12 protein-coding genes are annotated in these 13,520 nt (G+C 70.6%); 9 read left to right on the plus strand and 3 right to left on the minus strand.

Annotated features, from left to right (window positions below; all coding sequences use genetic code 11):
* Window positions 1-20: 20 nt before the first annotated feature.
* The gene (locus tag ACTHJJ_RS03240) at window positions 21-653 is read right to left on the minus strand and encodes an SRPBCC family protein (protein ID WP_440301497.1); all 633 of its coding nucleotides are present in this window, start codon (window positions 651-653) and stop codon (window positions 21-23) included.
* A 137-nt stretch (window positions 654-790) separates the two neighbouring features.
* Between ACTHJJ_RS03240 and ACTHJJ_RS03245 the strand changes: the two genes are divergently transcribed.
* The 9 genes from ACTHJJ_RS03245 (at window position 791) to ACTHJJ_RS03285 (ending at window position 11,682) form a co-directional block, all read left to right on the plus strand.
* The gene (locus ACTHJJ_RS03245; RefSeq protein WP_440301498.1) at window positions 791-1,783 is read left to right on the plus strand and encodes an LLM class flavin-dependent oxidoreductase; all 993 of its coding nucleotides are present in this window, start codon (window positions 791-793) and stop codon (window positions 1,781-1,783) included.
* Window positions 1,784-2,177: 394 nt separating this feature from the next.
* A complete protein-coding gene (locus ACTHJJ_RS03250; protein WP_440301499.1) occupies window positions 2,178-3,149 on the plus strand; it encodes an ABC transporter substrate-binding protein in 972 nt (323 codons plus the stop codon).
* A gap of 79 nt (window positions 3,150-3,228) precedes the next feature.
* The gene (locus ACTHJJ_RS03255) at window positions 3,229-4,020 is read left to right on the plus strand and encodes an ABC transporter ATP-binding protein (protein WP_440301500.1); all 792 of its coding nucleotides are present in this window, start codon (window positions 3,229-3,231) and stop codon (window positions 4,018-4,020) included.
* A 35-nt stretch (window positions 4,021-4,055) separates the two neighbouring features.
* The gene (locus ACTHJJ_RS03260; protein ID WP_440301501.1) at window positions 4,056-4,889 is read left to right on the plus strand and encodes an ABC transporter permease; all 834 of its coding nucleotides are present in this window, start codon (window positions 4,056-4,058) and stop codon (window positions 4,887-4,889) included.
* Window positions 4,886-5,653: an ABC transporter permease gene (locus ACTHJJ_RS03265; protein ID WP_440301502.1), complete on the plus strand. Its 768-nt coding sequence runs from the start codon at window positions 4,886-4,888 to the stop codon at window positions 5,651-5,653. Before ACTHJJ_RS03260 ends, ACTHJJ_RS03265 begins: the two co-directional genes overlap by 4 nt.
* 68 nt (window positions 5,654-5,721) lie before the next feature.
* On the plus strand, window positions 5,722-8,013 hold the full coding sequence (locus ACTHJJ_RS03270) for a xanthine dehydrogenase family protein molybdopterin-binding subunit (protein ID WP_440301503.1): 2,292 nt from the start codon (window positions 5,722-5,724) through the stop codon (window positions 8,011-8,013).
* Window positions 8,010-8,909: an FAD binding domain-containing protein gene (locus ACTHJJ_RS03275; RefSeq protein WP_440301504.1), complete on the plus strand. Its 900-nt coding sequence runs from the start codon at window positions 8,010-8,012 to the stop codon at window positions 8,907-8,909. The genes ACTHJJ_RS03270 and ACTHJJ_RS03275 overlap by 4 nt, the downstream gene beginning before the upstream one ends.
* Window positions 8,906-9,445, plus strand: a complete 540-nt coding sequence (locus ACTHJJ_RS03280; RefSeq protein ID WP_440301505.1) for a (2Fe-2S)-binding protein — start codon at window positions 8,906-8,908, stop codon at window positions 9,443-9,445. Before ACTHJJ_RS03275 ends, ACTHJJ_RS03280 begins: the two co-directional genes overlap by 4 nt.
* A complete protein-coding gene (locus ACTHJJ_RS03285; RefSeq protein ID WP_440301506.1) occupies window positions 9,442-11,682 on the plus strand; it encodes a thiamine pyrophosphate-dependent enzyme in 2,241 nt (746 codons plus the stop codon). Before ACTHJJ_RS03280 ends, ACTHJJ_RS03285 begins: the two co-directional genes overlap by 4 nt.
* 89 nt (window positions 11,683-11,771) lie before the next feature.
* Here ACTHJJ_RS03285 and ACTHJJ_RS03290 read toward each other — a convergent pair whose 3' ends face one another.
* Both ACTHJJ_RS03290 and ACTHJJ_RS03295 read right to left on the minus strand, forming a co-directional pair.
* A complete protein-coding gene (locus ACTHJJ_RS03290) occupies window positions 11,772-12,548 on the minus strand; it encodes an amino acid ABC transporter ATP-binding protein (RefSeq protein ID WP_440301507.1) in 777 nt (258 codons plus the stop codon).
* Window positions 12,545-13,520: amino acid ABC transporter permease (locus ACTHJJ_RS03295; protein WP_440301508.1), on the minus strand; the 976-nt coding region annotated here is incomplete at its 5' end. The genes ACTHJJ_RS03295 and ACTHJJ_RS03290, both read right to left, overlap by 4 nt.

Raw genomic sequence — 13,520 nt, forward strand, 5'->3', positions numbered from 1 at the left:
CGGCGCGCCCCCGACTGGCCTCAGCGCGGTTGCGGGACGGTGCCGCGCCGGAGTGCCCGCACGATCGCGGCCCCGAGCAGCACGCCGGCCGCCGCTGTCGCCGCGACTGGGCCGGCCCATCGTTCGAGCGCGCTTGCGCTGCAGTGCGACTGGGCGGCATGCGGCAGGGGGCGAGGCGCCGGCGACGCGTCCGGGGTATCCCGGCCCTCGCCGCTCAGCAGCGCGTCCAGCTCGCGGATGAACTGGGCGACGATCCGTCGGTTGACCTGCTTGATGGCGGCCCCGCCGAACTGCGCGACCCGGCCCGACAGGTCGAGGTCCGTGACGACCCGCACCTGGGTCTCGTCGTCCGCCTCTTCACCGACGGTCATCGTGACCAGCGCGTTGGCGCCCCCCTGGCCGGTCCGGTCCCGAGCCACCCCTCGCACGACGAGCCGGCGCGCCACCTCGTCGCACTCCACGACCGTCGCGGTGCTCGCGAGGTTGAGCCCGACCGGGCCGATGCGCAGCCCCACGCGGCCGTGGTAGTTCGCCCCGTCGCGGCCGTCGAACGTCGCGCCCGGGATGCACGTGACGACGCGCTCGAGGTCGGACAGGGTGGCGAAGGCGGCCTCGGCCCCCGCGCGGACCGTGAACTCGTTGACCAGCTGCATGGGACCTCCGGGGCGGTGGGAGTGGTGCAGATCGCAAATTTTCCGGCGAGGGCCTTGATTGTATACGTGATCCAAGAGACAGTATGCAGCGACGACGACGTCCAGCCGACCGGGCTGCAGGAACTCTAGGAGGCCGCGTGCTGAGCAAGGGGATCGGTCTGTTCCCAACGGAACCCGTGGGTGCGATGCGCGACTACGTGCAGCTGTGCGAGTCACTGGGCTACGACAACGTCTGGTTCGGCGACTCGCAGAACATCTGGCGTGAGTCGGGCGTCGTCATGGGAGCCGCGGCCGTGGGGACCGAGCGCATCGTCTTCGGCACGGGCGTCACCAACGCCGTCACCCGCCACCGGTCCCTGCTCGCCTCGTCGTGGGCGACGCTCGCCGAGTACACCGGTGGACGGGCCATCCTCGGGATCGGAACCGGCGACTCGTCCCTGCGCACCATGGGCCTCAAGCCCCTCAAGCTCGCCGAGCTCGAGCAGGCCATCGGCGAGCTGCGGGCCTTGTTCCGGGGCGAGGAGGTCGCCGAACCCACCAGCGGCGCGCACTACCACCTGAACTACCTGCGCGAGCCCATCGACGTGCCGATCTACATCGCGGCGTCCGCCCCGAAGATCCTCGAGATGTCCGGGCGCATCGCCGACGGCGTCATCGTCCTCGTCGGGACGGCGCCACACTTCATCGAGGGCGCCCTCGAACGGATCGAGGCCGGTGCCAGGCAGGCCGGGCGCACGCTCGACGACGTGCGCATCGTGCTCTGGACACCCACCGCGATCGACGAGAACCCGACCGAGGCGCGCGACCTCGTCCGGGCGCACGTCAGCCGCGTCGTGATCCGACCCCTGCCGGCTGCCATCGACCCCGAGCTGCAGCAGGTCGTCGACCGGATCCGGGACTCGTACGACTACTACCACCACATGGACACGGAGGCCTCGCACGCCGACCTCGTCCCCGACGAGCTGGTCGACCTCTTCGCGCTCGCCGGCACTCCCGAGGAGTGCACGAAGCGGCTGGCCCAGATCCAGAACCTCGGTGTCGACCAGGTCTCGATCGTGCCGTTCGTCCGTCCGGGCCAGAGCAAGGAGGCGACCATCCGCACGTTCGCCGAGATCGCGGACCGCGTCTAGGCCGGGCATCACGGATGGACTTCCAGCCACCCGCACCGGGCAGCGCCGTCGCCGGTGCCCCACCTGCGCTGCGACGAGCCCTGACCCCCGAAGACGGGGTGCAGGCGCCCACCCTCACCGAGGGCGAGCGGCCCTTACCGACCCCCGGCTCGACTGAGCCGACCGGGGGGCAGGCCACCCGCCTGACCCACCGCACCACGCGCACAGGCCACGAGCCGACCGGCGGCGTGAACGGCATACCGCCCCTCTCCTCCTACCTCCCGGCGCTCGGACTGTGTTGCGCAGCCGCAGCAGTCTGGCTCGGCTCCCGACGCCGGCGCTCAGCCATCACCAACTGAACCCCCAGAGCCCGATCTCCTTTCACGAGAGGCCATTTGTGATGAACCTTCGCTCTATGCGTATCCCCCTCATGGTTGTGATGACGGCCGCGGCCGTGACCCTGGCCGCCTGTGGCGGGGGCACCGACGCCGCCGGCTCGAGCGGTGGCACGACCAAGAAGCTCAGCATCTCCGCCACGGGCGTCGACAGCCTGCCCTTCATGGCCATGCTCCAGGTCGGCATCGACAAGGGCTGGTTCAAGGAGAAGGGGCTCGACGTCTCGATGTACTCGGGCGGCGGTGGCGGCAACACCCTGCGCGTCGTCACGAGCGGCGACGCCGACATGGCCATCGCCGGGAACTCGTCGGTCATCCTCGCGGCGCAGAAGCCGGACTCGAACCTCACCATCATCGCCCCGTGGTTCCAGGTCAACGACTTCTACTGGATCGCTCCCAAGGCCGCGTCGACCAACGGCGCCACGCTCGGGTTCTCCTCCGCCGGGTCCTCCACGGAGCTGCTCGTCAAGGGCCTGGAGAAGAAGCTCGGGGTCAAGAGCCAGGCCGTCGGCGGGATGGGCGACAACTGGACCGCGGCCAAGGCAAGCAAGATCACCGCCGGCTGGGCCATGCACCCGTTCGTCACGGCCAAGCAGGCCGAGGGCGCCCAGGTCCTGGTGGCCTCACGCGACGTGCTCGGGGACGTCCCGGCGGACCTCGTCGCGATCAACACCGACTACGCGAAGAAGAACCCGCAGAACATCAAGGACTTCTTCTCCGTCGCACAGCGGGTCATGGACTACGTCGTCAAGGACCCCGATGCCGCCGCCAAGGAGATCGCCGGCGTCATCAAGATGGACGCGCCCACCGTTGCGAAGGCGCTCAAGGAGACGCCCGAGCTGAGCAAGGCCTACTCGCTCAAGGTCGACCCGGCCGCGCTCAACAACCTGTCCCAGCTGATGGTCGAAGCAGGCCAGATCAAGCAGAACGTCGACTGGGGCAAGGTGCTCGACCAGCAGTACCTCCCGGAGTCCGACCGCGCCAGCTTCTGAGACGCAGCCGACGCCGCTGCCCCGCAGCCGTCTGACCCATCGTTGCCAGACCGTCCCCCACCTGCACCGGAGGAATGCCATGTCCGAGATCAACCTCGAGAACGTCGAGGTCGCCTTCGACACCCCCACCGGCACCGTCCTGGCCGTCAGCGGTGTCACGCAGCGAGTGCCCACCCAGGGGTTCATCTCCCTCGTCGGGCCGAGCGGCTGCGGCAAGTCGACGCTGCTGTCCGTCATCGCCGGGCTGACCAAGGCGACCGGCGGCCAGGTGCAGGTGGGAGGAAAGGCCGTCACCGGCCCGGACCGGGGCATCGGGGTGGTCTTCCAGGAGGACTCCACTCTGCCGTGGCGAACCGTGCTCGACAACGTGCGGTTCGCCCTTCAGGTGGCCGGGGTCAGCAAGGGTGACCAGCTGGAGCGGGCCACCTGGGCGATCGAGCTGGTCGGCCTCAAGGGGTTCGCTGATGCGTACCCCTCGATGCTCTCCGGCGGGATGCGCCAGCGCGTGGCCCTCGCCCGCACCCTGGCCCTCGAGCCCGGCGTCGTGCTGATGGACGAGCCCTTCGCGGCCCTCGACCAGCAGACGCGCATCTTCCTCGGCGCCGAGGTACGCAGCATCTGGCAGCGCAGCGCCCAGACGGTCCTCTTCGTGACCCACGACATCTCCGAGGCGATCCTGCTCTCCGAGCAGGTCTGGGTCATGTCGTACCGGCCTGGCCGGATCATCGACGTCGTAGACGTCGACCTGCCGGCCGAGCGGGATCCCTCGATCGTGTCGAGCCCGGGCTTCAACGAGCTGCACAACCGCATCTGGACCTCGCTGCAGGAGGAGTCGATGCGCGGGTTCCGCCAGCAGGAAGGCGCGGCGTGAGGACCGCCGCCGTGACCCCACGATCCGAGGAACCCGTGACTGTCCAGGAACCGACCGCGACCGGCTCGCCCGCCCCGCCGGCAGCGCCGAGCGCGCGACGCCGCCGCCAGCTGGGCGACGTCGCCTACAGCAGCATCGCCACCACCGTCCTCGTGGCCGCGCTCGCGCTCGTCTGCGAGGTCGGTCCGCGTGCCGGTTGGTGGCGCGAGGACGTGCTGCCCTCCACCTCGTCGATCGTCGGGTCCGCCGCCGGGCTGCTCTCCGAGCCGGAGTTCTGGGCCGACGCGGGGCGCACGAGCCTCGAGATCGGCCTGTCCATCGTGTTCGGTTCGGTGCTCGGCCTGCTGCTCGGCCTCCTCTTCTGGAAGCTGCCGACGGTCGGCCGGATCTTCGAGCCCTACCTCGTGTCGTTCTACGCCGTCCCGATGGTGCTCTTCTATCCGCTCGCCATCGTCGTGGTCGGCATCAACGCCAGCTCCGTCGTGATCCTCGCGACGATCATGGCCACCATCCCAGTCGCGCTGAACACGACGGTCGGACTGAACGGCATCCGGCCCGTCTACCTGAAGCTGGCCCGGTCCCTGCAGTGCTCGCCACGTCAGCTGCTCATGTCGATCGCCCTCCCCGCGGCCGCCCCGTTCATCGTCGCCGGGCTGCGGCTCGGCGTCGTCTACGCGCTCATCGGCAGCATCGCCATGGAGTTCGTCACCGCCCAGGCCGGCCTCGGCTACCGGATCAGGTACCTGTACGAGATCTTCGACAACCAGACGATGTTCGCCTACATCTTCGTCGTTCTGGTCGTCTCGATGATCCTCACGGCCCTCCTCGTCGTCGTCGAGAAGCTCCTCGTGAAGGGACGGACCCGATGAGCGCCCCCACCATCACCGTCGCCCGCTCGCTCAGCGTCAAGGACCGGCACCGGCAGCTGCTCGGGTCCATCGGAGTCGCCGTCGTGGTCGTGCTCCTGTGGCAGGTCGTGAGCGGTCTGCTGTTCGTCGTGCCCGCACCGGCCAGGACGGTGAGCGTCCTCTTCGCCAACCTCACCGACGCGGACTACCTCGTGGACGCGAAGGAGACGGCCGTCGCGGTGTTGACGGCCTTCGTCATCGGCACCGTCCTGGGCGGCGTCGTCGGGCTCGTCCTCGGCCTCGTCAAGTCCGTCCGCCTCGCCACCGAGCCGCTCATCATCGCCCTCAACGGGGTCCCGAAGATCGTGCTCTACCCGATCCTGCTGCCGATCTTCCAACTGAGCGGCTCCAAGGTTGTCATGGGCGTCCTCTTCTGCCTCTTCCCGGTCCTCATCAACGTCGCGGCCGGCGTGCGTCACATCCCCGAGGTGTACTGGAAGCTGGCCCGCTCCGTGCAGGCCTCCTGGCGGCAGACCTTGGTGCACATCATCCTCCCGGCGATCCGCAAGCCGCTCCTGACGGGGCTCCGGCTCGCGGTCAGCCTCGCCGTGGTGGGCGTCGTCCTGTCGGAGTTCTTCGCCACCCGGCACGGGCTGGGCCGGGTCGTCCTGCAGACCTACGGTCACGGTGACTACCCCGAGATGGTCGCCACGATCCTGCTGCTCATCATCGTCTCGTTCACCATCTCGATGCTGCTGTGGCGTTGGGAGAAGAAGGTCCAGTGAGCGCCGGGGCCAGCCCGCACCGATCCCCCGGCGCCGGGGAACCGTACGTCGGGACGTCCGTGCCCAGGGTGGAGGACGACCGCCTCCTCGAGGGAAGGGGCCGCTTCCTCGCCGACCTGGCCGGCGGGGCGCTGTCGGTCGCCTTCCTCCGCTCGACCGAGGCCCACGCCGTGATCGAGTCGATCGACACCACGGCGGCTGAGGGCATGCCGGGCGTCGTCGGTGTCTTCACCGGCGCAGACCTCGACCTCGCCCGGGATTACATCGGCTCGCTCCACACCCCCGATCCAGGCTTCGTCGCGGCGACCGGGTTCCGGATGCACGAGCAGCGCCTCGCCATCCTGCCGACCCAGCACGTCCACTACGTCGGGCAGCCGGTCGTCGCGGTGGTCGCGGTCGACCGTTACCTGGCCGAGGACGCCCTCGAGACCCTGGACGTCACGTACCGGCCCCTACCGCCCGTCCTCGATGCCGAGGCGGCACTCGCACCGGACGCCACCCCGATCCATCCGCACCTGCCCGACAACGAGGCTGCGGTGATCGAGGTCGAGTTCGGCGAGGACGTCGATCCGGAGGACGTCGCCGTCACCGTCGAGGAGACCTACCGGATCGGGCGTCACGGCGCGGTGCCGCTCGAGGGCCGCGGCGTCATCGCCCGTGTCGACGGCCCACGCGTCTCCGTGTGGACCTCGACTCAGATCCCGCACCTCGTGCGCCAGGGCATCTGCGAGGCGACGGGGTGGAGCGTGGACGACGTCCGCGTCGTCGTCCCCGACGTCGGCGGCGGGTTCGGGACCAAGGCCAACGTCTACGCGGAGGAGATCATCGTCCCCGTGCTGGCGCGGCGCACCGGGCACGACCTGGCGTGGATCGAGGACCGCCAGGAGCACCTGACCAGCTCGGCGCAAGGCCGCGACCAGGTGCATCGGACGCGCCTGTCCGTCGACGGCGAGGGCCGAATCGTCAGCTGGGAGGACGACTTCCTGCTCGATGTCGGAGCGGGTGGCCTGTGGGTCGCCGGCGTGGTGGCAAACACGGCGATCCACCTCCTCGGGCCCTACCGGATTCCCCGGGCGAGGCTGCACGGCCGGGGCGCCTTCACGAACAAGACGATCACCGCGCAGTACCGGGGCGCCGGGCGGCCCGAGGCGTGCTTCGCCCTGGAGCGAAGCCTCGACGCCGCGGCCCGCCGGCTCGGCATCACCCCGGTCGAGATCCGGGAGCGCAACCTGCTCACGCACATGGACCTGCCGTACAAGCAGCCGCTCCCCTACCGGGACGGGATCCCGATCGTCTATGACGGCGGGGACTACCGGCGCTGCCTCGACACGGTCCTGGAGCTGCTGCCGCCGGAGACCGTGACCAGCCTCTCCGCCGAGCAGCCGGAGCTGGCCCTCGGGCACGGCGTCGGCTGCTACATCGAGGCCACCGGCCGCGGCAGCTACGAGTCGGGCCGGGTCCGGCTCACCGCCGCAGGGACCTTCGAGGTGGCGTCCGGTGCGGCCTCCGCCGGACAGGCCCACGAGACGGTCTTCGCCCAGGTCGCCGCGGACGGCCTCGGCTGCCCGCTCGAGCTCGTCACCGTTCGCAGGACCGACACCGACCTCGTCCGCCACGGGGTCGGTACCTTCGCCAGCCGGTCGGCGGTGCTGGCGGGGTCGGCCGTCCGCCGGGCCGCCGAGGAGCTGCTCCGGCAGGCGACGGACCGCGCGGCGCAGCTGCTCGCGGTGTCCGCAGAGCTCGTCAAGCCGACCGGGACCGGCTTCGCCACGGCCGACGGGTCCTCCGATCGCGAGATCACGTGGTCGGACCTGGCGGCCGCCTGCGCGCCCGGCGGCGAGCAGGAGCAGCTCGGTCAGCTCGACGTGGTGGAGTTCTTCCACCCGGAGACCGTGACGTGGACGATGGGGGTGCACGCCGCCGTCGTCGGGGTGCATCCCGCAACCGGCGCCGTCTCCGTCCTGGCCTACGCGGTGGCCCACGAAGGCGGCGTCGAGATCAACCCGCAGGTCGTCGAGGGGCAGGTCGTCGGCGGCGTCGCCCAGGGCATCGGCGGCGCCCTGCTCGAGGAGTTCCGCTACTCCCCCGCGGGGCAGCCGATCTCCACGACCCTGGCGGAGTACCTCCTGCCCGGGACGTGCGACGTCCCGGAGGTCAAGGTCCGCCACCTCGGCGTGCCCACGCCCTGCAACCCGCTCGGTGTCCGCGGGGCCGGGGAGAGCGGCACCATCGCGGTGTCGGCCACCCTGGCCAGCGCCGTGGACAACGCCGTCGGCGGGACCCTGCACCTCAGCGAGACCCCGATCAGCACCGCTGTCGTACGAACGGCCGCGCAGCCCGTCCGCGAGGGGGACCAGTGAAACCGGCGTCGTTCGAGTACGTGCGGGCCCGCTCCGTCCCGGAGGCCCTGGATGCCCTCGGCGCCACAGCGGATGAGACCGGCACCGCCGGTTGCCAGGCCAAGGTGCTCGCCGGCGGTCAGAGCCTCGTCACGCTGATGAACCTCCGGCTCGCCCGACCCGACATGCTCGTCGACATCGGCAGCCTCGCCGAGCTGTCGCGCACCTTCGAGGACGTCGACGCCGTCGTCCTCGGCGCCCTCGTCCGCCACCGGACGCTGGAGACCGACTCCGCTCTGCGCCGGCGACTCCCGCTCGTGTCAGCGGCGGCGAGCCACATCGGGCACGTCGCGATCCGCAACCGCGGGACGCTGGGTGGCTCACTCTCACATGCCGACCCGGCCGCGGAGCTTCCCCTCGCCATGGTCGTGCACGAGGCGGTCATCCACGTCGACTCCAAGGCCGCCGGTCGCCGTTCCCTCGCCGCCGAGGACTTCTTCGAGTCGGTCTTCACGACGACGATGCGGCCCGACGAGCTCCTGACGTGGGTCACCGTGCCCAGCGCCGGACCCGGACAGGGCTGGGGCTTCGTCGAGTACGCTCCTCGACTCGGCGACTACGCCCAGGCAGGCGCCGCGTGCCTGCTCACCCTGGAACCCGACGGGAGCGTCGCGACGGTGCGAGCCGGCCTCATGGCCGCCGCCGACCGCCCGCTCGTGGTCAGCGAGCCAGCGGACGTCGTGGGCGGCATACCCACCGAGGAGACGTGGGCGCGCCTGGCCGCACACTGGACAAGGACGCTCGAACCGCTGACGGACGACCCGGACCACACACGCCACCTCTGCCGGGCCGCCCTGACGCAGGCCCTCTCTGAGGCACATCGACGCGCCCGCTCCCCCGAGGAGGATGCAGCATGACGCTCGAGGACCAGCATGCGACGATGTCGCAGCGAGTTCCGCTCTCCACCACCGTCAACGGACGCCCGGTCAGCGTCGCGGTCCCGCCGCGCCTGACCCTCGCCGACCTGTTGCGCGACGAGCTCCGGCTGACCGGCACCCACCTCGGCTGCGAGCACGGTGTCTGCGGCGCCTGCACGGTGCTCGTCGACGGTCGCAGCGTCCGCTCCTGCCTGCTGTTCGCCGTCCAGGTGGAGGGACGCGACGTGGTGACCATCGAGGGCCTGGGCGACAACCCGACGACGGGGCGCCTCAAGTGCGCCATGTCCCGCCACCATGGTCTCCAGTGCGGCTTCTGCACGCCCGGGATGCTCGTCACGGCAACGGAGCTCATCGAGGGGCAAGATCCCCAGCAGCCTCTCGACCAGGAGTGCGTGCGCGAGACGATGTCCGGCAACATCTGTCGCTGCACCGGCTACCAGGGCATCGTGCGCGCGGTCCTCGAAGCCGCAGCCGAGTCGTCGGCCGCGCGGAGCGGCCGGGAAGAGGACCGATGAGCGGCCCGACACTCGAGCAGGTCGACGCGCGCTTCCGGGACGTCGTCTCGGCCCTTTCCGCCCCGGCCGACCGGACGGGCACAACGGTCGCTGAAGTGCCCTTCGGAAGCCACCTCACTGCCTCCCGCGCCCTGCAGCTCTTCGACTCCCAGCTGGGCAGCCGCCATCTCGACCTCGCGGCGCGGTGGCTCCGGGCTCGCGGCGACGGCTTCTACACGATCGGCTCTTCGGGGCACGAGGGCAACGCCGCGGTGGCGGCCGCCCTGCGGCCCACCGACCCCGCGCTGCTGCACTATCGCTCCGGCGGCTTCTACCTCGAGCGCGCCCGGCAGGTGCCAGGCAGCGATGGCATCCGCGACGTCCTCCTCGGCCTCGTCGCCGCCACGGACGACCCGATCTCCGGGGGCCGGCACAAGGTCTTCGGGCGCCACGACCTCGCAGTCATCCCCCAGACCTCCACCATCGCGTCGCACCTCCCTCGCGCCCTCGGCGTCGCCTTCTCGCTCTCACGGGCCCAGAAGCTCGGGGTGGAACCGGCGTGGCCCGCCGACTCGGTCGTCGTGTGCAGTTTCGGTGACGCCTCCGCGAACCACTCGACGGCCACGGGCGCCATCAACTCGGCGATCCAGGTCGCCTTCCGCGGCCTGCCGGTGCCGCTGCTGCTCGTCTGCGAGGACAACGGGCTCGGCATCAGCGTCCCCACCCCGCACGGGTGGATCGCGGAGGCCTACGGGAACCGCACCGGGCTGCGCTACTTCAGCGCGGACGGCAGCGACCTCGCCGGTGTCGTGACCGCGGCGGAAGAGGCGGCGCACTGGGTGCGTCGCATGCGACGGCCCGCGTTCCTCCACCTGCGCACGGTGCGCCTCATGGGGCACGCGGGGACCGACCTCGAGACCGCCTACCGCAGCAGCACCCAGATCGTCGCCGACCTCGACCGGGACCCCCTGCTCGGGACCGCCCGCATGCTCGTGGCTGCCGGCGTGCTCAGCCCCGCCGAGGTCCTCGACCGGTATGAGGCCAAGCGGGCCGAGGTGCTCGCCGCGGCCGAGGAGGTGGCCACCTTGCCCCGCCTGGCATCTCGGGAGGCGGTCACCTGGGCGATCGCCGCCGACCGGCCCGTCGCGGTCAAGGAGCTGTCCAGGCGCTCCGCGCCGGAGGCGCTGCGGCGCAAGGCATTCGGCGGCTCCCTCGCCGAGGACGCCGGCCCACTCACCCTGGCCCAGTCGATCAACCGAGCGCTCGCCGACCTCATGGCCGTGGACCCGGGCGCCATCGTCTTCGGCGAGGACGTCGGTGCCAAGGGCGGCGTGTACGGCCTGACGCGCGGTCTCCAACGAAACCTGGGGTCGGCCCGAGTCTTCGACACGCTGCTCGACGAGCAGACCATCCTCGGCCTCGCCCTGGGGGCCGGCATCACCGGCTTGCTGCCCATCCCGGAGATCCAGTACCTCGCTTACCTGCACAACGCCGAGGACCAGCTCCGGGGAGAGGCCGCGACCCTCTCCTTCTTCTCCGCGGGGCGCTACCGCAACCCCATGGTCGTGCGCATCGCCGGCTATGCCTACCAACGCGGCTTCGGCGGCCACTTCCACAACGACAACGCGGTCGGGGTGCTGCGCGACATACCCGGGCTCGTCATCGCCTCGCCGGCCCACCCCGCGGACGCCCCCGCAATGCTGCGGACCTGCGCGGCCGCGGCCCGGGCGGACGGGCGCGTGTGCGCCTTCCTCGAGCCGATCGCGCTCTACCACACCAAGGACCTCCACGAGGAGGGCGACGGTGGGTGGCTGGCGCCCTACGCCGCGCCCGGATCGTGGGCCTCCGGGCACATCCCGCTCGGGAGTGCCCGGACGTACGGCGACGGCGACGACCTCACGATCGTCACCTATGGCAACGGCCTTCACATGAGCCTGCGCGTCGCTGCCCACTTGGAGCGGTCCGGCGTCGGGACGCGCGTCGTCGACCTGCGCTGGCTCGCCCCGCTGCCGGTCGATGACATCGTCCGGGAGGCGACCGCAACCGGCCGCGTCCTCGTGGTCGACGAAACCCGCCGGACCGGCGGCGTCTCCGAGGGCATCATCACCGCCCTCGTGGACGCGGGCTTCAGCGGGCACATCAAGCGCGTCGCCAGCGCGGACAGCTACATCCCCCTCGGCGACGCGGCCTGGCACGTCCTCGTGAGCGAGGACGAGATCGAGAAGGCCGCCCGCGAGCTGGTCGGCGAGAGCCACTGAGCACATACGGGGCCCGCTCCGATTCGGAGCGGGCCCCGTACTGCCCTGCTGGGCGCCAACATTGCCGGCGCGGCGCTCGCTCGCCAGGACTAGAGGAACCGGGCGAGGAAGGTGCGCGTCCGCTCGTGCTGGGGGTTGTCGATGACCTGCTCGGGCGTCCCTTCCTCGACGACCACGCCGCCGTCCATGAAGATGACCCGGTCGGCCGCCTCGCGGGCGAAGGCGATCTCGTGGGTCACGACGACCATCGTGAGTCCGCCGTTCGCCAGCTCCTCCATGGTCTTCAGCACTTCCCCGACGAGCTCGGGGTCGAGGGCCGAGGTGGGCTCGTCGAAGAGCATGAGCTTCGGTTCCATCGCCAGTGCTCGCGCGATGGCGACGCGCTGCTGCTGCCCGCCGGATAGCTGGCGCGGGTAGGCGTCGTCCCGGTTCGCGAGCCCGACCTGGTCGAGGAGGCGCCGCGCCCGCTCGACGGCAAGCTGCTTCTTCTCGCCCCGCACTCCAACCGGGCCCTCGATGATGTTCTCGAGGACGGTCATGTGCGGGAAGAGGTTGAACTGCTGGAACACCATCCCGATGTCGCGGCGCCGGCGGGCCACCTCGTTGGGGTGCAGCTCGTGGAGGCGGTCCTTGACGACCTCGAAACCGACGTCATTGCCGTCGACGAGGATCCTGCCGCCGTCCACGGACTCGAGCAGGTTGATGCAGCGCAGGAAGGTCGACTTGCCAGACCCAGAGGGGCCGAGGATGACGACCGTCTCCCCCGTCCTGACCTCGAGGTCGATGCCCCTCAGGACCTCGATGTGCCCGAAGCTCTTCCGGACGCCCCGGGCCTCGAGCACGGGACGGGTTGCGGTGGCGGTCATCCGGTCGGTCCTTCCGTGACGGCAGGTCGGCTCGCCCGGGGCCGGATCCTGAGGAAGTCGAGGAAGCTGGTCTGCTGGTGCCGGCTCCCCCTGTTGTAGTGGCGCTCGATGAACGACTGCGCGACGTAGAGGATCGAGGTCATGACGAGGTACCAGACGCAGGCCACGATCAGCATCGGAATCGTCTCGAACGTCCGGTTGTAGATCGACTGCGCGGTGTACAGCAGGTCCGACAGGGCGATGACGCTGACCAAGGCCGTCGCCTTGACCATGCTGATCACCTGGTTGCCCGTTGGCGGCACGATGAAGCGCATGGCCTGGGGAAGCACGATCCGCCGCATGATCCGGGCGTTGCTCATGCCGATGGCAGCACCGGCCTCACGCTGGCCCGGGTCGACCGACAGCAGGCCGCCTCTGACGATCTCGGCCATGTACGCACCCTCGTTGAGGCCGAGGCCGAGGATCGCGGCCAGCATGGGCGTGATCACGCTGTTCGTGTTGACCGTGACGAACTCTGGCCCGAAGGGGATGCCGAAGGAGATCGTCGGCAGCAGCGCCGAGAGGTTGTAGAAGAAGATCAGCTGCACGAGCGTCGGCGTGCCGCGGAAGAACCAGATGTAGCCGCCGGCCACGGCCCGCAGCAGCGGGTTCCCGGAGATGCGGCACACCGCCAGCAGGACGCCGAGCACGATGCCGATCAGCATGGCGATGACGGTGAGCAGCAGCGTGACCCCGAGGCCGCGCATGATCGACTGTGCCGTCAGCCACTGCGCGACCACGGACCAGCCGAAGTTCTCGTTCGTCACGAGCATGTTGACCAGCTGGGCCAGCAGGACCGCGACGACGAGGGCGGCGACCCACCGGCCCGGGTGGCGCCGACGCCTGGCCTCGCTGATGTCGGGCCCCGGGGGGGGGCCAGGGGCCGCCCGCGGGAGGGGTGGGAGTGTAAAAATGGGGAAAAAAAAAAAAAAA

The organism is Intrasporangium sp., assembly GCF_051961875.1.
Classification (GTDB): domain Bacteria; phylum Actinomycetota; class Actinomycetes; order Actinomycetales; family Dermatophilaceae; genus Intrasporangium_A.